17 protein-coding genes and 1 tRNA gene are annotated in these 20,216 nt (G+C 69.0%); 13 read left to right on the forward strand and 5 right to left on the reverse strand.

Annotated features, from left to right (window positions below):
- Positions 1-12: 12 nt before the first annotated feature.
- From MUG78_RS11740 to MUG78_RS11755, 4 genes are all read left to right on the forward strand, one after another.
- On the forward strand, positions 13-1,257 hold the full coding sequence (locus MUG78_RS11740; RefSeq protein WP_246994997.1) for a metallophosphoesterase family protein: 1,245 nt from the start codon (positions 13-15) through the stop codon (positions 1,255-1,257).
- Positions 1,254-3,851, forward strand: coding sequence for an AAA family ATPase (locus MUG78_RS11745; RefSeq protein WP_246994999.1), 2,598 nt, complete (start codon positions 1,254-1,256; stop codon positions 3,849-3,851). Before MUG78_RS11740 ends, MUG78_RS11745 begins: the two co-directional genes overlap by 4 nt.
- A gap of 80 nt (positions 3,852-3,931) precedes the next feature.
- Positions 3,932-4,004 (forward strand) — tRNA-Arg (locus MUG78_RS11750).
- Positions 4,005-4,310: 306 nt separating this feature from the next.
- Positions 4,311-5,564: an IS256 family transposase gene (locus tag MUG78_RS11755; protein ID WP_246996999.1), complete on the forward strand. Its 1,254-nt coding sequence runs from the start codon at positions 4,311-4,313 to the stop codon at positions 5,562-5,564.
- A 176-nt stretch (positions 5,565-5,740) separates the two neighbouring features.
- On the opposite strand, the gene MUG78_RS11760 is transcribed toward MUG78_RS11755, so the two are convergent.
- Positions 5,741-6,970, reverse strand: coding sequence for a hypothetical protein (locus MUG78_RS11760; protein WP_246995001.1), 1,230 nt, complete (start codon positions 6,968-6,970; stop codon positions 5,741-5,743).
- Positions 6,963-7,454 (reverse strand): cell division protein ZapB, encoded by a 492-nt coding sequence (locus MUG78_RS11765; RefSeq protein ID WP_246995003.1) that lies wholly within the window; start codon positions 7,452-7,454, stop codon positions 6,963-6,965. Before MUG78_RS11765 ends, MUG78_RS11760 begins: the two co-directional genes overlap by 8 nt.
- Before the next feature lie 204 nt (positions 7,455-7,658).
- Between MUG78_RS11765 and MUG78_RS11770 the strand changes: the two genes are divergently transcribed.
- The 3 genes from MUG78_RS11770 to MUG78_RS11780 all read left to right on the forward strand — a co-directional run bounded on the left by MUG78_RS11770 (position 7,659) and on the right by MUG78_RS11780 (position 10,953).
- Positions 7,659-8,285, forward strand: coding sequence for a sigma-70 family RNA polymerase sigma factor (locus MUG78_RS11770; RefSeq protein WP_246995005.1), 627 nt, complete (start codon positions 7,659-7,661; stop codon positions 8,283-8,285).
- Positions 8,286-8,669: 384 nt separating this feature from the next.
- Positions 8,670-10,217, forward strand: a complete 1,548-nt coding sequence (locus tag MUG78_RS11775; RefSeq protein WP_246995007.1) for an HNH endonuclease signature motif containing protein — start codon at positions 8,670-8,672, stop codon at positions 10,215-10,217.
- A 190-nt stretch (positions 10,218-10,407) separates the two neighbouring features.
- On the forward strand, positions 10,408-10,953 hold the full coding sequence (locus MUG78_RS11780) for a hypothetical protein (protein ID WP_246995009.1): 546 nt from the start codon (positions 10,408-10,410) through the stop codon (positions 10,951-10,953).
- A 37-nt stretch (positions 10,954-10,990) separates the two neighbouring features.
- Here the strand turns inward: MUG78_RS11780 and MUG78_RS11785 are convergent, their stop codons facing one another.
- The 3 genes from MUG78_RS11785 to MUG78_RS11795 are packed head-to-tail and all read right to left on the reverse strand — an operon-like array spanning position 10,991 to position 12,688.
- Positions 10,991-11,371, reverse strand: coding sequence for a hypothetical protein (locus MUG78_RS11785; RefSeq protein ID WP_246995012.1), 381 nt, complete (start codon positions 11,369-11,371; stop codon positions 10,991-10,993).
- A 29-nt stretch (positions 11,372-11,400) separates the two neighbouring features.
- On the reverse strand, positions 11,401-12,426 hold the full coding sequence (locus tag MUG78_RS11790) for a hypothetical protein (protein WP_246995013.1): 1,026 nt from the start codon (positions 12,424-12,426) through the stop codon (positions 11,401-11,403).
- 4 nt (positions 12,427-12,430) lie between these two features.
- Positions 12,431-12,688, reverse strand: coding sequence for a hypothetical protein (locus MUG78_RS11795; protein WP_246995015.1), 258 nt, complete (start codon positions 12,686-12,688; stop codon positions 12,431-12,433).
- Between the two features lie 38 nt (positions 12,689-12,726).
- Here MUG78_RS11795 and MUG78_RS11800 point away from each other — a divergent pair, with 38 nt between their 5' ends.
- The 6 genes from MUG78_RS11800 to thrB are packed head-to-tail and all read left to right on the forward strand — an operon-like array spanning position 12,727 to position 20,054.
- Positions 12,727-13,569, forward strand: a complete 843-nt coding sequence (locus MUG78_RS11800) for a shikimate 5-dehydrogenase (protein ID WP_246995017.1) — start codon at positions 12,727-12,729, stop codon at positions 13,567-13,569.
- A gap of 51 nt (positions 13,570-13,620) precedes the next feature.
- On the forward strand, positions 13,621-15,273 hold the full coding sequence (gene argS / locus MUG78_RS11805) for an arginine--tRNA ligase (protein ID WP_246995019.1): 1,653 nt from the start codon (positions 13,621-13,623) through the stop codon (positions 15,271-15,273).
- 9 nt (positions 15,274-15,282) lie between these two features.
- Positions 15,283-16,704: a diaminopimelate decarboxylase gene (gene lysA, locus MUG78_RS11810; RefSeq protein ID WP_246995021.1), complete on the forward strand. Its 1,422-nt coding sequence runs from the start codon at positions 15,283-15,285 to the stop codon at positions 16,702-16,704.
- Entirely contained in the window at positions 16,697-18,010 is a 1,314-nt protein-coding gene (locus MUG78_RS11815) for a homoserine dehydrogenase (RefSeq protein WP_246995022.1), read from the forward strand. The genes lysA and MUG78_RS11815 overlap by 8 nt, the downstream gene beginning before the upstream one ends.
- Positions 18,003-19,088 carry a threonine synthase gene (thrC, locus tag MUG78_RS11820; RefSeq protein ID WP_246995024.1) on the forward strand — a complete coding sequence of 362 codons (1,086 nt, stop codon included), beginning with the start codon at positions 18,003-18,005 and terminating at the stop codon, positions 19,086-19,088. Before MUG78_RS11815 ends, thrC begins: the two co-directional genes overlap by 8 nt.
- Before the next feature lie 9 nt (positions 19,089-19,097).
- The gene (thrB, locus tag MUG78_RS11825) at positions 19,098-20,054 is read left to right on the forward strand and encodes a homoserine kinase (protein ID WP_246995026.1); all 957 of its coding nucleotides are present in this window, start codon (positions 19,098-19,100) and stop codon (positions 20,052-20,054) included.
- Positions 20,055-20,216: the final 162 nt, after the last annotated feature.

The raw sequence follows: 20,216 nt of genomic DNA on the forward strand, positions 1-20,216 counted from the left end.
AGGGGGCCGACGATGACCGCCTCGCTGTTCGACTTGCCCGATTTCGACGACCACCAGCCGGCCGCGGCTGCCGCTGCGCCGGCCGGGGAGCCCGGCGCCGAGCGGGAAGTCACCTTCCTGCACACCGCCGACTGGCAGCTCGGGATGGGTCGCCACTTCCTTGGCGGTCAGGCGCAGCACACCTACGACGCGGCCCGCGCGGATGCGGTCGTCGCGATCGGCACGCTGGCACAGACCGTGGGCGCGGAGTTCGTCGTGGTCTGCGGCGACGTCTTCGACGATCCGAAGGCCAGTTCCCGGGTCATCCGGCGCACCCTGGATGCGCTCGGCGACTATCCGGTCCCGGTGTACCTGCTGCCCGGCAATCACGATCCGCTCGACTCCACGTCGATCTACCGCAGCGAGACGTTCGTGCGCGCCTGCCCGGACAACGTGCACGTGCTCGACCACGCCGGCGTGGTGCGGGTGCGCGACGGCGTGAGCCTGGTAGCGGCGCCGTGGACCAGCAAGCGTCCGGAGAGCGACCTGATCGCCGACCAGCTGGGGCGCCTGGCGCCCGCCGACGACCTGCGCATCGTGGTGGGACACGGCGGCGTGGACCAGTTCAGTCCGGCCGCCGATCCGGCCACGGTCGCGGTCGGCACGCTGCAGGCCGCCGTCGACACCGGACTCGTCGACTACGTGGCGCTCGGCGACCGCCATTCGGTCACGTCCATCGGCGACTCGGGTCGGATCTGGTACTCGGGTGCGCCGGAGGTGACCGACTTCGATCACGTCGAACACGACTCGGGACAGGTCCTCGCGGTCACACTGCGCCGCGGGCAGGAGTCGGCGGTCAGCGTGGCGCCGCATCAGGTGGGGCAGTGGCGGTTCACCACGATCCGCCGCGACGTCAACGGCGCCGCCGACCTCGCCGCCCTGCGCGAGGAGCTGACGGCGCTGCCGGACAAGTCGCGCACGGTGGTCAAGCTGGCCCTGGTCGGCACGCTCGGCGTGGCCGACGCCGCCGCCTTCGACGAGCTCTTCGCCGAGTTCGGCGAACGTCTTGCAGCGCTGTGGATCTGGGAGCGCCATCACGAACTGACCGTGGTCGCCGATCCTTCCGACGTCGCCGGGCTCGGCCTCAGCGGGTACGCCGCGCAGACCGCCGACGAACTGGTGGCGGCGGCCGGCTCCGACGACGCCGCGGAAGCGGCGGCCGCGCGCAGCGCACTGTCGTTGCTGTTCCGGCTGGCCGGTTCGGGGGTCTCGGCATGAGACTGCATCGACTGCGACTCAAGGACTTTCGCGGGATCGCCGAGCGCGAGGTGGAGTTCGCCGCCTCGGGTGTCACCGTGGTGGAGGGCGCCAACGAGGCGGGCAAGTCGTCGATGATCGAGGCACTCGACCTGCTCCTGCAGACGCAGGCGAGCAGTAAGAGCGCAGCGGTGAAGGCGGTGCAGCCCGCCGGGCGCGACGTCGGCTCCGAGGTGCTCGCCGAGATCAGTTGCGGCGCGTGGCGTTTCGAGTACTTCAAGCGGTTCAACAAGCGCGCCGAGACCGCGCTGACCATCACCGAGCCGCGGCGCGAGCAACTGACCGGCCGCGAAGCCCACGAGCGGGTGGAGCAGATCCTGGGGCAGTCGATGGACGACTCGCTGTACAAGGCGCTGCGCCTGATGCAGTCGGGCGCACCCGACCTGGGGCAGTTGACCGACTCCTCGGCGCTGGCGAAGGCCCTGGACCGCGCCGCCGGACCCACCCCGGACGACGACGCCGAGGACGACGGCGACTCCGGGGCGCTGATCGCCGCGGCCGGTAAGGAGTACCGGCGCTACTTCACGGAGAAGTCCGGGAAACCCGCCGCGGAGCTGGCTGCGGCCCGCGCGGCCGCTGCGGCGGCGCGCGGCGACGTCGACGAGCGGCTCGCGCTGCTGCGTAACGCCGAGCAGGCGACGGCGCAGCTTCCGGACGTCGAACGGGCCTACCGGCAGGCCACCGACAACGAAGTGCACGCCACGGTGGAGTCGGCGAATTGCAGCCAACGGGTCGCGGAGGCCGAGAAGGTCGCGGCCGTCGTCGATCAGGCGCGCGAGCGGGCCGAGCGGCGAGCCATCGCGGTGGACGTGGCCGAGCGCGACGTACGTGACCGGGCAGCCGCCGAAACACGGCTGGCCGAATTGGATCGACAGCAGCTCGCCGATCAGGCGCTGCTCGACGAGGCGCGGGCGACCGCGGCCGCGGCGGACGCGCGGGCGCAGACCGCGGACGCGCAAGCTCGTGCGCTCCATACTGAACTGACGGCCGCGCAGGCCGAGCTCGTGGCTGCGCAGCGCGCGGTACAAGCCGGGGCCGATCGGACGCGTATCGCCGCCATCGAGGCGGCGCTCGCCGAGGCGGCCGACCTGGCCGCGCGGCGCGCTGGGCACGTCGACGCGATCGCCGGCAACCCGGTGACCGACACGCACGTGGCAGCGGCGACGCAGCTCGATCGCGAGATCGTCGCCGCGGCCGCACGCGTCGAGGCCGTCGCCGCGACCGTCGAGGTGGCGCCGACGGGCGAGGTCGAGGTGCTGGTGGACGGCCGACCGGTGACCGGCGCCGCCGAGTTCAGCGCCGTCGGCGAGACGGTGGTCCAGGCGCCGGGTGTGCGCGTGGTGGTACGCGGCGCCGCCGACACGCAGGTGTTGGCCGACCATTTGGCCGACCTGCGTGCGCAGGCCGCCGACCTGGTGGCCGTATGCGGCGTCGACGACTTGTCCGAGGTGGCCGTGCGGGCCGCGGCGCGAAGTTCCGCGCAGCGCGACCTGCAGGACGTCGACCAGGCACGACACCGCGTGCTGGCCGGATCCACCGAGGAGGCGCTGGCGGACGAGCGCGAGCGGCTCGTCGCCGGACTGCCGGAGGAGACGGCCGAGCAGAACCTGCGGCCGACCACGGACCTGCAGGAAGCGGTGGCCGAACTCAACGTGCGACTCCTGCGGTCCCAGCAGCAGGTGTCGGCAGAGCGCGCGGCCGCTTCGGATGCGCGCGCACGCATGGACGTGCTGGCCGCGGGCCTCGAACGCGATGCGGCCGGTGCCCGGCAGCAGCGGGCCACCCTGCTGGAGAAGCGTGCGCAGCACAGCGACGAAGCCCTGCGCGGTGCCCTGGTCTCGGCGCAGGATGCGCACACCGAGGCGCTTGCCGCGGTGGACGCGGCCCGCGCCGCCGCCGATCACCTCGATCTGGCGGGCCTGCAGAACGCCGCCGCCGAGGCGCAGCAACGGCTGGACCGCATCGTCGGCGACGTCGCGCGGCTGCGGGATCAGCGGACGCAGCTGCGCACCGTGCTGGAGATGTGCCGCACCGAGAACCGCCTCGATGATCTGGCGGAGGCCGAGGCGACGGCGAAAGCCGCCGAGAACGAGCTCGCGCGGGTCACCGAGCGGGCCGAGGGGGCCCGCCTGCTGTACACCTCGCTGCAGCGCACCCGGAGCGAGAGCCGCTCGCGGTACGTCGCGCCGTTCACGCGGCGCCTGGAGGAGCTCGCCGCGCCCGTCTTCGGCGACTCGGTGCGGTTCGAGGTGCGCGAGGACTTCACTGTGGCCACCCGCACCCTCGACGGCGTCACGGTGCCCGTCGACGCGCTGTCCGGGGGAGCGCGCGAACAGCTCGGCCTGATCGCGCGGCTGGCGTGCGCCCTGATCGTCGACGAGGACGACGGCGTGCCGGTGATCCTCGACGACACGCTCGGCTACACCGATCCGGAGCGCCTGACGTCGATGGCGCAGGTGCTGGGCGCTGCCGCCGGTGCCGCTCAGATCATCGTGTTGACCTGCACGCCTAAGCGCTACGCCGACGTCGGCCAGGCCACCGTCGTGGCGGTCTGACCGGGCCCGCGCCCCGCCGAACGGGGGCCGGTTTTGGGGCGCTCGCCACCGGTGCGCTAATGTTGCTCACGCCCCAATGAGCCCCCCTAGCTCAGGGGATAGAGCGTCTGCCTCCGGAGCAGAAGGTCGCAGGTTCGAATCCTGCGGGGGGCACAGAGAACACACTGGTCAGGACCGATTTCGGTCCTGACCAGTGGCGTTTGTGCCAGATTTGTGCCCGTCGTGCCACCGTCGCCGACTTACATGTGGTCGAAGAATGGGTGGATATAGCGCAGACAAACGCGCGTGGCCGCGCTGAGAGGAGGCCATGGTCGGGTGAGTCCCCTGGAGTGGTGGGGTTTGGTGGCTCGCTGAGGGCGGTGGACACGCCGGAGAGCTTGGTGTCGCCGTTGGGGTGGGCCATCGCGTGATGATCAGTGAGTTACCTCACAAGTGACTCAACTGAAAGGCAATCACGCGATGACCCACGACCATTCTGCCCTGCTCGAGCAACTGACTGAACTCGGCACACTCCGATCCGACGAACTCGGTCTTGCCGGAGTGCTCCCGGAGATCCTGCGGGCCGGCTTGCAGGCCCTGATCGAGGCCGAGGCGACAGCGGCGATCGGCGCCGGCCGTTACGAGCGCTCGGCGGACCGAACGACGGTCCGAAACGGGCATCGACCCAAGACGATCTCAACGCCGGCCGGTGATGTGCGGGTGAAGATTCCCAAGCTGCGGGCTGGGTCGTTCTTCCCGGTCCTGCTGGAACGACGCCGCCGGATCGACAAGGCCCTCTACGCGGTGATCATGGAGGCCTATGTGCAGGGTATCTCGACCCGCAGTGTCGACGATCTGGTGCGGGCCATGGGCGTGGACTCCGGTGTCTCCAAGAGTGAGGTATCCCGGATCTGTGCAGGTCTCGACGCTGAGATCGCCGAGTTCCGGGAGCGTTCACTGACCCACACCGAGTTCCCGTATGTGTTCTGTGACGCCACGTTCTGCAAGGTCCGTGTCGGCGCGCACGTGGTCTCCCAGGCGCTGGTAGTGGCTACCGGTGTGTCGATCACCGGGACCCGCGAGGTCCTGGGTACCGCTGTCGGGCAGAGCGAATCGTACGAGTTCTGGCGCGAGTTCCTGGCAAGCCTGAAGGCCCGTGGGCTGCACGGGGTGCATCTGGTCATCTCTGACGCCCATGCAGGATTGAAAACCGCTGTGGCACAACAGTTTACGGGTGCCACGTGGCAACGGTGCCGCGTCCATTTCATGAGGAACCTGCACGGAGCGGTCGCGGCGAAACAGCAGCCCGTCGTTACCGCCGGAGTGCGGACTATCTTCGCTCACACCGAAGCGAAAGATGTTGCCGCGCAATGGGATCAAGTCGCCAACACCTTCGACGGGCCGTTCCCCAAGGCGGCAGCGATGATGCGGGACGCGAAAACCGACGTGCTGGCATTCTCAGCGTTCCCGAAGCCGCACTGGCAGAAAATCTGGTCGAACAACCCGATCGAGCGACTGAACAAGGAAATCAAACGACGCGCCGACGTCGTGGAGATCTTCCCGAACCCCGCCGCGTTCCTCCGACTCGCGACCGCCGTCGTGATCGACGCACACGACGAATGGCAAGTCACCCGCAGATACATGTCCGAGGTCTCCATGGACGAGCTACGCGAGGTCCTCGCCGAGAAGGACAAGGCCGCCGCACTCCTGGACGCGCAAGCCCAAATCGCATAGCGTTCACAACGACTCGTTGATCAGAACGCGTGACTCTACGCCCGATCCGAAGTCCACCACCCCAAGGGGCACTATCCCATGGTCGCAGTTCTGGGCGTTCTTGAGCGAAGGAGTCAGGTCGGTCTCGAGTCCCCCCAGACAGCGGCGAAAGTCTGGCTTGACCAAGTCACACTCGGCTAGCTGACATCGAGCGGAAGATCGGTTAGGGCACTTGAACATTCGAATCGACCCACAAGGTCGAGCTGCCATGGCTGGGCGGTCGCTACGAATAGTTCGTCCCATGAGCGAGCACCGGGGATCTTCGACGCGCGGTATGCATCTGTCACCACCGTCGCAGCGAGTGTTCCCGTGCGCAGGAGTGCTGGGATGTTCGCGTGCCGGACGTGTGATGGATGTGCGGCTCGCCAGAAATTGCCGGCTGCACCGTGTGCAGCGATCTGGGCTGTGACCTTTCCGAGGGAGATTGCCGAGACCAGCCCATGCGCAGCAAGTAGTAGCTCCGTGCGACGTCGTTGTTGCGGCCAGTCGAGTTCGGCGGTTCCCGTCCTCTGGTAAGCCTTGGCGTGGACATAGGTGCGGATAAGCAGTTCTGTCATGACGACCGTCATACTCGGTGTGGCCAGCCCGCTGCGGACATTCCAGCCGCCACCGGCCTCAAGCCCGCTATAGGAGTGGAGAGCGAACTTCCGAAGGGCTTCGCTATTGCTCTCGTATAGGAGGGACATGCCTGGGATGGGCAAGCTCATCGGGGTGATGACATCAGCCAGAAGATGCTGGCCGAGTCGGAGCGCTGCCTCAGTGAACGGGATGTTTCCCTGGTACGCGCCGTTGACGATGGGGGCTGCTATCCCGTTCTGCCACCGAATCCCGCGGAACTCGCCCGCCATGACTTGACGGATCGCCTCGATTGGGCGGGCAAGATCATGGCCTGCAGCTTTGACGCGGTGCGCACGGCCGCCGAAGCCAGGCCCCATGTAGTCGATCGGGAGACGCTTGCCAGCCGCTTCCCAGCGCTGGACCAATGAAGACTCGGTCAGAGTCCTTAGCCGATCCCTTAGCGCGCGGTCGATCGAGGCGTCGAACCATGTGCATAGGAGCCCGACGAAACCAACCGCACCAACCGCGAGGTAGTCGCCGTGCCTCCACTCCAGGCGGTGCTTGGTCCTCCACAACTCCCATGCGGCGCGCTGCTGGTCGGTCAATACGGCATCGAGGTCGATGTCTGTCCAGTCGCGCTCGTTGCGGAGCGCGTCGTTGTACGCGGTGAGTTCCGTGTATGTCTGGCGTCGAGGGCTCTCCGGAATCTCGATTTCCAGGTCGTCGTCGAGAGCGGCGCTGATGAGCGCGTCGAGATCGGCCAGCCGGCGCGCTTGTGTGTCCAAGTTGCGCTCGATGTCGTCATTCACAGCGGGTAAACTCCGGCAGTCGGTCACGCACCACGGTCAGCGCCGTTTGGGCTGCTTGCGTTTCGACCTTTTCGGACTTCATCGCTTTGATCGTCTCTTTGAGGGCCTTGTTCTCAGCGTCGGCTACAGCCTTCTCCTTCTTGAGTTCAGCGATCTTCTCGGCTAGAAGCTTGGTCCGATCGCTTAGCGCATTGATCGACTCCTGAAGACTCTCGACGACGCGCCTCATCTTCTCATCGCGGTCTGGCGAATCGGCGATGATAACTCGTGCCACGAGGTCGAGCTTGATTGCATCTGCCGTCACTGAGCGCGAAGCCAGTGGACTGTATCGGGTCCCGGTGGCGGCCGCCCCTGCACCAGCAACGCCTCCGATGCCCGAAATGAGGATGGTGCCGCCAGCGACGCCGAATCCGCCAGCGGCGAGTGAACCGCCGCCGATAGTCGCTAAGCCTGCGGACGTCGCGGCGGCACCGGACAGCCCCATGGTGCTACCGATAGCGGTGCCGTGCGTTGCGGTTGCCTGGTGAACGAGCGCGGAGGGCGCAATGGTCAGGACCGATTCTGTCCGGCAGGTAGTGCTTGTGCCAGGTGTCTTCGCAGGTTGTCGACGGAGTCGGGTCTCGGTAGCGTCGGAAGTACCGGTTCGGCCTGCCGCCGGTAGGTCGACGGCCCGGCTATGGCGGCGGCGATGACCACACTCGATGACGACCGATACGCCCGCGCGGCGGAGCTCCTGCGCGAGCGCGCCGCATGCGGCGCAGGCGACGAGCACTGCGACCGCCTGCGGGCCCGGGCGATCGTGCTGTGTCTCCCGCTCGCCGAGCACATCGCGTGCCGCTACAGCGGCCGCGGGGAGCCTTTCGATGACCTGCTTCAGGTGGCGCGCGTCGGCGTCATCCAGGCCGTCGACCGCTTCGATCCCGCCGCGGGCGCGGACCTGCTGTCGTTCGCCGTCCCCACCGTGATGGGCGAAGTGCGGCGGCACTTCCGGGACCGGGTGCCGACCATCCGGGTGCCCCGACGATTGCGGGAGCAGGGTGAGTTGGTGACGGTCGTGTCCCTGGATGCCGCCCGCCCGGACGGGTTCGGCGCACCGGACCCCGGCTACCGGGCGGTTGACGACCGATTGGCTCTGGCCCCGGCACTCCGGGTGCTGGCGTCGACGGACCGGCGCATCCTGCGTCTGCGATTCCGCGACGAAAAGTCGCAGCGGGAGATCGCTGAGACCGTGGGCATCTCGCAGGTGCATGTCTCGCGGCGGTTGCGCACAACGCTTAATGCTCTGCGGTCGGAACTGAATCCCGCATTGTCGTGATGGTGCGGCGATAATATCGCGGAGCATTCTGTGCAGAAGCCGTAATCGGGTGCCATTTCTGTCGGCTCCTGGGTATATAATATGCCCTTACGTAATTCGTTGATTAAATCGAACTTGAGGCAAAATCAGCCGCCATCAAATACGGGAATTGTCGGCACGGTGACGTACCGTATGGGTCGGAGTGATGGGGCTGTGAACAGGCGGAACGAGAGCGTCGATGTGTCGTTGTGCGGCACTAAATTGTCCGAGGCGCGAGGTAGATTATGGCTATGTTAGGGCTGCGGAATGATTCTCTGGGAGTCGGAAAAATGACTTTCCTGGGGCGGAATGAATTGTCGTAGGCGCGCGTTACATTAATGCGAGAAAAGGAAGGAGGGGGTCGCTGTGAGCGGATTCGCGAGTAACGACGCCGGATTCGACGCCACCGGACTGCGGCGCATCCTCTCCGAACTCTCCGTCGCCCAATTGCTGGCGGTCCACGACGAAGCCGAGAAGCGGCTGGCGACCGCGAGCCTGTCGGGAGCGCTGTCCGGCCACGCGGAATCGGAACTGCTCGACGTATTGGAGCTGCGCGAGCAGACCCGTCGGCGGGGCGAGGTCTTCGACGCCGCGCTGTATCTGGAGGTCTCCGACCGCGACGTCGACTCGACCGCCGGATTCATGTCGGTCCACTCGCTGTACGCCCGTGGGGTCCGCCTCGGCGACGGCGAAGCCCGTCGTCGCAAGGTCACCGCCACCGGCATTGCGCGGTTCACCGCGATGACCGGCGAGAAGCTCGAGCCTGCGCTGCCCGATACCGCCGCAGCGGTGGCCGACGGAGAGATCGGCGCCGAACACGTGTCGGTGATCGCGGAGGCGATGGATCGGCTGCCCAGCCGCATCGCGCCCGACGAGCGCGCCCAGGCCGAAACGATGCTGGCCGCGGCGGCCCGGGAACTGGATCCGGGTGCGCTGGTGACGGTCGGCAACCGCATCCTCGCCTGGCTCGACCCCGACGGCACGCTCACCGACGACCGCGAACGTCGCCGTCAACGCGGTTTCCACCTGCAGCCGCAGAACCGGCAGATGATGAGCAAGGTCCGGGCGCTGCTCACTCCGACGCTGCGTGCCAAGCTCGAAGTGGTGCTGCACCAGTGGGCGGCGGCAGGCATGAACAACCCCGACGACCCGGAATCCCCGCGCGGCGCCGCCGATCAGCCCGGCCTGGACCCCGCCGTATTGGCTGCCGCCGCGGCCCGGGACGACCGCACCATCGGTCAACGCCAACACGATGCGCTCGAGGCACTCTGCGAATGGGCGCTCGCGCTGGCCGGTCAGCCCGCGCCCGACCGCATCCCGTCGCAGGTGGTGGTGACGGTGACCGACGAGGATCTGGCCCGGCAGGCCGGGATCGCGTGGACCGCCACCGGCGCGCGCCTGCCGATCTCCGATCTGGTGAAGCTGGCCGCCGACGCCGTACCCCACCTCGCCGTGTTCTCCGCGGCCACCGGGCAGTGCCTGTACCTGGGGCGCGCCCGTCGGTTCGCGAGCCTGGCCCAACGCCTCGCGCTGTTCGCGCGCGACCGCGGCTGCACCGGGCCGGGCTGCTCGGTGCCGTTCGTTCGGACTGAGGCGCACCACATGCCCGACTGGTCCCGCGGCGGACTCACCGACATCGACCACCTCGGCGGCGCCTGCGGCCGTCATAACCGCAGTTCCGGCGACAAGTGGGGCCAGTGGGAGTCGGTCATCCTCGAACGCGGCGCCCGCGCCGGGCGCGTCGCGTGGCGCCCCGCCGGCCGCGGGGGCGCGTGGCAGGTCAACCCCGTGTTCCACCCCGAGCAGTTCGCGCCGCACCGGGCCCGCGCCAGCACCGACGACGATCACGCCGATTCGGTCGACCACAACGGCCACGAGGGCCACTCGAGCACCCCACACCACCCCGCCGCCTGACCACCAGGGTCAGGTGGACGCTGCCCCCTGCGCGTTCGGCGGCAGGCGCGGCGAAGCGGGACCTGTCGTCGAGACGAAAACGGACATTCGCCTTATTTCGTCATTTCCTCGGTATGGTCGCGATACAGCGAAGGCAGGGTGAGCAGTCATGTCGTTCGGTTCGGTCGAACAATGGTCGCATCGAGCGGGGGTGTCCCTCCGGCCCTGGAGCGGGCGCGCCCCCGGGGGCCTGGTGCTGCGGGGTCTGATCAAGTTGGCCGTCGGTGCGGCGATCGTCTGGATCGGATGGCGGCTGCGCAGCGGCGATCTGCTGTCGGACACCGACGCTGCAACGGTGGGATTGGAACCCACCGCACCGACCGGCTGGGGGACGGCGTTGATCGTCGTCGCGATGGTGCCGGTGCTGCTCGGCGCCGCACAGGTGGTGATCGGCGTCCTCGATCTGGTGCTGCGCCGTCGAGTGACCGGGCGCGTGGTGAGCATCCGCGAACGCCGGATGGGCGACGTCCTGCCGGGCATCGTCCAGGAGGCGATCTTCGAGCGCCGCGACTCCGGGCTCGACCGTCGTCGTTCCCGCTACGAACTGGTCTGCCACACGCCGGACGGCCCACAGCGATGGACGATCCGCAGCGCGCGAACCCGCCGGGACCTGGCGGTGGACGCCCATGTGGAACTGCGCGTGAGCCCGATCGTCGGCTACGTCGCCAGCGCGCGGACCATCAACCCGCCCGCGTGAGCCGGGTCGGGTTCGATCGGCGCGGGGCTGGATCCGGTCAGAGTGCCATTGCGGGGAGTGGCAGCGCGACGAGCATGAGGACGAGCAGGAACCAGGCAGTGCCCTCCCAGCCGACCCAGGAACGACGTCGCATATACGTCGACATGCCCAGACCGAGGGCGCCCAGGCCGCCGATCAGGAAGGTGGCCGGTACCGCCACCGCCATGGCGAGCATGCCGTCGAGCAGCGCGAACAGCAGCAGGAAGACCATCGCGATCACCACCACGAGGACCGCGTAGAGCATCGGCCCGCGGTACCCGGCGGGATCGCCCCAGCGCTTCTCGACGTCGCGTTGCCCGGGCGTCATCGGTGGATCGGGGCGCGGGGGATCGGCCGGGGCACGCGCGTTCGGATTCGGGTGGGTGTTGTTGGCAGCCATGTGACCCGGGTACCCCGAAAGCGGTTTCGCTAAACCTGCGCACCCAGGATGGCGGCGACTTCTGGCGAGGCGTAGAACGGCGCGAGGTGCTCGGTGACGACCCTCTCCAGCTCGCCGCTGGCGGCGGCGGCCGCCAGCAGGCGCGGTGCCATCGCCACGGCTCGTTCGACGAGGTCGTCGCGGGTGAGGTCGATGTCTTCGATCAGCACCGCCGCCGGATGATCGGCGTAGGTCGCGAAGAAGCCGTCGACGAAGGCGTCCAGCAGCGCCAGCACCGGGGCGCTCGCGGCGGCGGTGATGGCGAGGTCCTGGCCCAGGCCGGCCACGCGCAGGGCGTCGTCGTAGGGGAGCAGGCGCTCGCCGTGACCGGCGGGGCGGTCGGCGTACAGGTCGAACACCTCGAGGACCGCGGTGCGGGTCTGCGGGTCGTCAAGGGTGGCGATGATGATCTTGTTCAGGCGGCTCATGGCGAACTCGGCGCCCTTGGCGGCGGTGTCGCCGAACAGCTGCTCGAACTGCTCGCCGGTCTTGCCGATCGCCTTGCCCGCCACCGAAGTGCCCAGATTCATCAGGGAACCGACCCCGGGGATGCGCTCGGCCACCGCGCGGTTGCCGGCCAGGACGTCGTTCACGATGCGGCCGACGAAACGCGAAGCCAGTGATGCCACCAGCGGGCTGCTGGTCAGGTCGTCGAGCGCCTTCGCCAGGGTGGGGGTCAGCGCCAGCATCTCGTCGGTGAGGCGTTCGACGTTCTCGCGGTCGATCAGTTCGCGGAGCGTGTACTCGTCGGCGGGGCCGTCGGACAGGATCTGCGCGGCGGTCTCGGCGAGCGTGGTCGCGGCGGAGCTGGCCGGTGCGCGGGTGGCGGCCAGCCGGGCCAGGGTCTTCACTTCCGCGGGGTCGACGAGCTCGCCGATCGTCACCGCGGCGGCGGTGGCCAGGGCATCGTCGACCACGGCGGTCACCAGGACGGGGACTTCGTCGCCGGTCAGGCGCGCGAGCGTCCAGCTCACCTGGGCGTCGAGCAGCTGCTCGGCGATCGTGGGGGAGGTCATCGGATCAGCGCAGCCCGTCGCGACGCTGCTGCTCCTCGAACTGCTGGGCCTGGCTCTCGTGGCCGGGGACCGACGAGATCAACGGCTGACCGCCGAACTCGCGGTACATGGCGAAGCCGATCAGGAGCACGCCGAGGACGCCGCAGGCGTAGGTGCTGCCCGGGACGCCGCCCCAGCCGAGGTTGACGATGTCGGCGATCATCCACACCACGCCCACCACCCCGAGGGCCACCATGACGACGAGAAACCCGCTCACACGCATGCGCCCGATCATGCCACGGCAGATCGTAGGCTCGACGCATGAGTTCATCTGAGTCGTCGCACGCCCGTGTTCTGGATCGCGACACCGTCCTGTGCGTCTCGCTGGCCGCGCGGCCGTCGAACATCGGCACCCGCTTCCACAACTACCTGTACAACGCGCTCGGCCTGAACTACGTCTACAAGGCGTTCGCGCCCACCGACATCGCCGCGGCCGTCGCCGGAATCCGCGGGCTCCCGATCCGCGGCGCCGCCGTCTCCATGCCTTACAAGGAAGCGGTGTTGGAGCTGGTGGATGTGACCGAACCGTCGGCCGCCGCCATCGACTCGGTGAACACCATCGTCAACGAGGCGGGCGTGCTGCACGCCTACAACACCGATTTCCAGGCGGTCGCCGACCTGCTCGCCGACTCCGATTTCGATCGTTCGTGGTCGGTCGCGGTGGCCGGTAGCGGTGGCATGGCCAAGGCGGTGGTCGCCGCGTTGCGGGAGGCGGGTTTCAGCGAGGTGACGGTGGTGGCGCGGAACACGCAGACCGGTACCGACCTGGCCGGCCGCTACGGCTTCGCCTATCGCAGCGCGCTGGCCGACGACGACCGGCCCGACCTGCTCGTGAACGCCACGCCGATGGGCATGAGCGGCGACGCCGCGGAGCAGCTGCCGTTCCCCACGGCGGTGATCGAGGCGGCCCGCGCCGGCTTCGACGTGGTCGCTCTGCCGCCGGACACTCCGCTGGTGCGTGCACTCCGGGCCGCGGGCAAGCCGGTGATCAGCGGCGACGCGGTGATCGCCGGCCAGGCGGCCGCCCAGTTCGCGCTGTACACCGGGATCACGCCGTCGCCGGAACTGGTCGCCGAGGCGTCGGAGTACTCGCGTCGGTCCTGATCGGGCATCCGATTGTCGCCGAGCGGGGGGAAAACAATAGGATGGGGAGCCGTGACTCCCACCGATCTGGCAGCTTTGATCCGCACTGCGACGCTGGCAGTGTTCTCCGCGCGCGAACTGGACGTTTCGCTGATCCCCGACACCGTGGTGGTGGAGCGTCCGCGCAACCCTGAGCACGGCGATTACGCCACCAACATCGCGTTGCAGGTGGGCAAGCGTGCCGGTGTGAATCCGCGCGAACTGGCCGGCTGGCTGGTGGAGGAGCTGCGCGCTTCCGACGGCATCGCCGACGCCGATCTGGCCGGTCCCGGGTTCGTGAACCTGCGCCTGGCCGCGGCCGCGCAGAACGTCACCGTCGCCACCATCCTGGAGCAGGGCGAGGCCTACGGCCGCGGCGACGAACTCTCCGACGCCGTGGTGAACCTGGAGTTCGTCTCGGCCAACCCGACCGGGCCCATCCACCTCGGCGGCACCCGCTGGGCGGCCGTCGGCGACGCACTGGGTCGCGTGCTGGCCGCGCGCGGCGCCGCGGTGACCCGCGAGTACTACTTCAACGACCACGGCGAGCAGATCACCCGCTTCGCTCGGTCCCTGGAGGCGGCGGCCTCCGGTGCGCCGACCCCCGAGGACGGCTACGCCGGCGACTACATCTCCGAGATCGCCGACCAGGTGATCGCCGCGGTGCCGAACGTGCTGGAACTGCCCGAGGGCGAGCGCCTGGAGACCTTCCGGTCGATCGGCGTGGACCTGATGTTCACGCACATCAAGACCACCCTGAGTGACTTCGGCACCGTCTTCGACGTGTACACGCACGAGAACTCGATGTTCGACCGCGGCCTGGTGGAGGCGGCGATCGCCGAGCTCAAGGCCAGCGACAACCTGTACGAGCACGACGGCGCGTGGTGGCTGCGGTCCACCAATTACGGCGACGACAAGGACCGCGTGGTCCTCAAGAGCGACGGCAACGCCGCCTACATCGCCGGCGACATCGCCTACCTCAAGGACAAGCACGACCGCGGGTTCAACCACCTCATCTACATGCTCGGCGCCGATCACCACGGCTACGTGGTGCGCCTCAAGGCCGCGGCCGCCGCGCTCGGCTACGACGCCGACCACGTCGAGGTCCTCATCGGGCAGATGGTGAACCTGGTCCGCGACGGCAAGCCGGTCCGGATGAGCAAGCGTGCGGGCACCGTCATCACCCTCGACGACCTCGTCGAGGCCGTCGGCGTCGACGCCGCCCGCTACGCGCTGATCCGGTCGTCGATCGACGTCAACATCGACATCGACATCGATCTGCTGCGTAAGCAGTCCTCGGACAACCCGGTGTACTACGTGCAGTACGCCCACGCACGGCTGTGCGCGCTGGCCCGCAACGCGGCCGAGCACGGCCTGCAGGCCGATCAGTCGCACCTGGATCTGCTGGTCGAACCGGCCGAGGGCGAGCTGATCCGCACCCTCGGCGACTTCGGCGAAGTGGTGTCCACCGCGGCGGAACTGCGTGAGCCGCACCGGATTCCGCGTTACCTGGAGTCGTTGGCCGGCTCGTACCATCGTTTCTACGCGCACTGCCGCGTGCTGCCGCAGGGCGACGAGGAGGCCACCGACGTGCACTCCGCGCGCCTGGCACTCTGCGCCGCCACCCGCCAGGTCCTCGCCAACGGTATGGAACTGGTCGGCATCACCGCTCCGGAACGGATGTAAGGGAACTCCATGGCACACCCCGCAGGCCCCCGGCACGCCGAGATCCTCGCTGCTCCGCATCTCGCGGAACGGCCGAGCTCTCCCGAGGCGATGGCCGAGATCCCCGCAAATGTCTTCCCGCGCAACGCTTCTCGCAACGCCGACGGCGTTCTCGAGATCGCCGGGGTGACCGTCGATCAGCTCGCGCAGGACTACGGCACCCCGCTGTTCGTGTACGACGAGGCCGACTTCCGCTCGCGCTGCGCCGACATGCAGGCCGCATTCGGTCCGTACGGCCGCGTGCACTACGCGTCGAAGGCCTTCCTCTCGGTGCAGGTCGCCAAGTGGGTGCAGTCCGAGGGGCTGTCCCTGGACGTGTGCACCGGCGACGAACTGGCCATCGCGCTGCACGCCGGCTTCCCGGCCGAGCACATCGCGCTGCACGGCAACAACAAGAGCGAGGCCGAGCTCGACGCGGCGCTGGCCGCCGGCGTCGGCCACATCATCCTCGATTCGATGATCGAGATCGAGCGCCTCGATCGGCTCGCCGGCGAGCGCGGCGTGGTGGCCGAGGTGCTGGTGCGCGTGACGCCCGGCGTCGAGGCGCACACCCACGAGTTCATCTCCACCGCGCACGAGGACCAGAAGTTCGGCTTCGCGCTGGCCGGCGGCGTGGCGATGGACGCGATCCGCGCTGTCTTCGCCACCGAGAACCTGCGCCTGGTGGGTCTGCACAGCCACATCGGCTCGCAGATCTTCGAGATCGACGGCTTCGAGCTGGCCGCGCAGCGGGTGCTGTCGCTGCTGGCCGAGGTGGTCGCCGAGTTCGGCGTCGAGAAGACCAGCCAGATCCGAGTGCTGGATCTCGGCGGGGGACTGGGCATCGCCTACGTCCCGAGCGACGATCCGCCGCCGGTCAAGATCCTCGCCGACGCGCTGGCCGCCATCGTCGAACGCGAATCCACGCGCCTGGGGCTGCCGATGCCGCTGATCGCCGTCGAACCGGGCCGCGCCATCGCCGGACCGGCAGGCATCACCCTGTACCGCGTCGGCACCATCAAGGACGTGGCCCTCGACGGCAAGACCGTGCGCCGTTACGTCTCCGTCGACGGCGGCATGAGCGACAACATCCGCACCGTGCTGTACGACGCCGAGTACGACGTCCGTCTGGCCTCGCGCGAGTCGACGGCCAGCGCCGTGGTCTGCCGCGTGGTGGGCAAGCACTGCGAGAGCGGCGACATCGTGATCCGCGACTGCTGGTTGCCCGAGGACCTGGCGCCCGGCGATCTGCTCGCGGTGGGCGCGACCGGCGCGTATTGCTATTCGATGTCGAGTCGATACAACATGGCGCCGCGACCGGCCGTGGTCGCGGTGAACGAGGGCACCTCGCGCGCGATCCTGCGCCGGGAGAGTGTCGAGGACTTCCTGAGCCTGGAGGTAGGCAATGAGTGACAGCGGCGCACGCCCGATCGGCGTAGCGGTTCTGGGCATGGGCAACGTGGGTGCCGAGGTGGTGCGCATCCTCACCGAGAGTTCCGGCGACATCCGCTCCCGCGTCGGCGCCCCGGTGCAGGTGCGCGGCGTCGCGGTGCGCGACGCGGCCAAGGCGCGTCCGGGTATCGATCCGGCACTGCTGACCACCGATCCGGCGGCCCTGGTGGCCCGCGACGACGTCGACATCGTCGTGGAGCTGGTCGGCGGCATCGAGCCGGCCCGCACGCTGATCCGCGCCGCCCTCGAAGCAGGCAAGTCGGTGATCACCGCCAACAAGGCGCTGATGGCCGTGCACGCCGGGGAACTCTCCGAGGCTGCCGCCCGGCACCGGGTGGACCTGTACTTCGAAGCCGCGGTGGCCGGTGCGATCCCGGTGATCCGCCCGCTCACGCAATCGCTGGCCGGTGATTCGGTGAACCGCGTGGCCGGCATCGTCAACGGCACCACCAACTTCATCCTGTCCGAGATGGCCGAGACCGGCGCCGACTACGACGAGGTGCTCGCCGAGGCCGGACGTCTGGGCTACGCCGAGGCCGATCCGACCGCCGACGTGGAGGGCTACGACGCCGCCGCGAAGGCCGCGATCCTCGCGTCGATCGCCTTCCACACCCGGGTCACGGCCGACGACGTGTACCGCGAGGGCATCACCGCGATCAAGCCCGCCGACCTGGAAGCCGCCGCCCAGTTCGACTGCACCGTCAAGCTGCTCGCCATCTGCGAGCGGATGACCGACGCCGACGGCACCGAGCGGATCTCGGCCCGCGTCTACCCGGCGCTGATCCCGAACGAGCACCCGCTGGCCACCGTCAACGGCGCGTTCAACGCCGTGGTGGTGGAGTCGGCGAACGCCGGCCGCCTGATGTTCTACGGCCAGGGCGCCGGTGGCGCGCCGACCGCCGCCGCCGTGATGGGCGATCTGGTGATGGCCGCGCGCAACCGCGTCAACGGCGGCCGCGGACCGCTGGAATCGACCTACGCCTCGCTGCCGATCGCGTCGATCGACGAGGCGCAGACGCGCTACTACGTGTCGATGCGCGTCGCCGACCGGCCGGGCGTGCTGGCGCAGGTCGCCGGCGAGTTCGCCAAGCAGGGCGTCAGCATCTCGGCCGTGCGCCAGGAGGGCGCCGGCGAAGACGCGCGCCTGATCGTCGTCACGCATCGCGCCACCGACCGCGCACAGTCGGAAACTGTTGCCGCACTTGAAGAAATGGACTCCGTCATCAAGGTGTCCAGCGTGCTCCGCCTGGAGGGAACCAATGACTAAGCAGACCCACGACCCCGTGCACCGCGGCTGGCCCGGCCTCATCGAGGCCTACCGCGATCGAATGCCGGTCGGCGACGACTGGGAGATCGTGACCCTCCTCGAGGGCGGCACCCCGCTGATCCACGCGCCGTACCTGGGCGAACTCACCGGGTGCGAGGTGTACCTGAAGGTGGAGGGCCTCAACCCGACCGGTTCGTTCAAGGACCGCGGCATGACGATGGCGGTCACCACGGCCGTCAACAACGGCAAGCGCGCCGTGCTGTGCGCCTCCACCGGCAACACGTCGGCCTCGGCCGCCGCGTACGCCACCCGCGCGGGCATCACTAGCGCCGTGCTGATCCCCGAGGGCAAGATCGCCATGGGCAAGCTCGCGCAGGCCGTGATGCACGGCGCCAAGGTGATCCAGGTGCAGGGCAACTTCGACGACTGCCTGGAGCTGGCCCGCAAGGTAACCTCCGAGTTCGACGAGATCGAACTGGTGAACTCGGTGAACCCGGCCCGCATCGAGGGCCAGAAGACCGCTTCCTTCGAGATCGTCGACGTCCTGGGCCGCGCCCCCGACGTGCACGCGCTCCCGGTCGGCAACGCGGGCAACATCACCGCGTACTGGAAGGGCTACCGCGAGTACCACGCCGACGGCATCATCGACTCCCTGCCGCGCATGCTCGGCGTGCAGGCCGCCGGTGCCGCCCCGCTGGTCCTCGGCCATCCGGTGAGCGACCCGGAGACCATCGCCACCGCCATCCGCATCGGTGCGCCGGCCAGCTGGAACCAGGCCGTCGCCGCCAAGGAGGAGTCGAACGGCCAGTTCCGCGCCGCCACCGACGAGAAGCTGCTCGAGGCCTACCGTCTGCTCGCGGGCAAGGTCGGCGTCTTCGTGGAGCCGGCTTCGGCCGCCAGCGTCGCCGGTCTGTTGGCCGCGCACGCCGAAGGCTGGGTCAAGCCGGGCTCGCTCGTGGTGTGCACGGTGACCGGCAACGGACTGAAGGACCCGGACACGGCGCTCAAGGACATGCCGCAGGTGCAGGCGATTCAGGTGGATCCGGTCGCCGTCGCCAGCGCCCTCGGTGTGGGGTAGACGCCGCCGATGAGTGCTTCTCCCGCGATCCGGGCCGGCGCACCGGACACCGATCTGGCGTTGGCCGCCGGTCTGCGCGTGCGTGTGCGCGTGCCCGCGTCGTCGGCCAACCTGGGTCCCGGCTTCGACTGTCTCGGTCTGGCCCTGGGCATCTACGACGAGGTCACGGTGGAGACCACCGACGACGGCGTGGTGGTGAACGTGTCCGGTGCGGCGGCCGATCAGGTGCCGCGCGACGGCAGCCACCTGGTGGCCCGGGCCGTGGCGCGCGGACTGGAGTTCGCCGGCGTCTCGGCGGCCGGACTGCACCTGACGTGCGTCAATGTGATTCCCCATTCGCGGGGCCTCGGGTCGTCAGCCGCAGCGGTGGTCGGGGGACTGGCCGCCGCATCGGCACTGATCGCGGCGGATGGACGACGACCCGGACTCACCGACGCAGAACTGGTGCAGCTCTCCGGCGAGTTCGAAGGCCATCCCGACAATGCCGCGGCCAGCGTGCTCGGCGGCGGCGTGGTCACCTGGATGACCGAGGACGGCGGCTACTTCGCGCGTCGGGTCGACACGCATCCCGCGGTGGTGGCGACGGCGTTCGTGCCGGAGTTCGAATCGTCGACGACGGTGACCCGCGGCCTGCTGCCCGACGACGTGCCGCGCGCCGACGCGGTTTTCAACGTCAGCCGCGCGGCCTTGGCCGTGGTGGCGCTCACCGACGATCCGGATCTGCTGTTCGCGGCCACCGAAGACCGCCTCCACCAGGACTATCGCGCTCCGGCCCTGCCGCACACGCATGCGTTGGTCACCGCGCTACGGGCCCGCGGTCATGCCGCGACGGTGTCCGGTGCGGGCCCCGCGGTGCTGGTGCTGGGGACCGCCGAGCTGGATGCCGACGACGCAGCGGTGGCCGCCGAGCACGGGTTCGTCATGACGCCGCTGCTGATCGGCGAGGGTGTGTCGACGCTGCCCTGACGTCGATGGTGCTACACTGGGGCCGTTCCGCCGCGCAGAATTTCGCGCTCGCTTCTTCACGAGTCACCGGCGCGGCCGTCCTTTCTCTCGGAAACACGCCGTTGACGTACGGGACCGGTCGCATCTTCTCGCCGCGGCAGAGCATCGAGAACCTCCATACCA

The organism is Gordonia alkaliphila (assembly GCF_023017165.1).
In the GTDB taxonomy this organism is placed as follows: domain Bacteria; phylum Actinomycetota; class Actinomycetes; order Mycobacteriales; family Mycobacteriaceae; genus Gordonia; species Gordonia alkaliphila.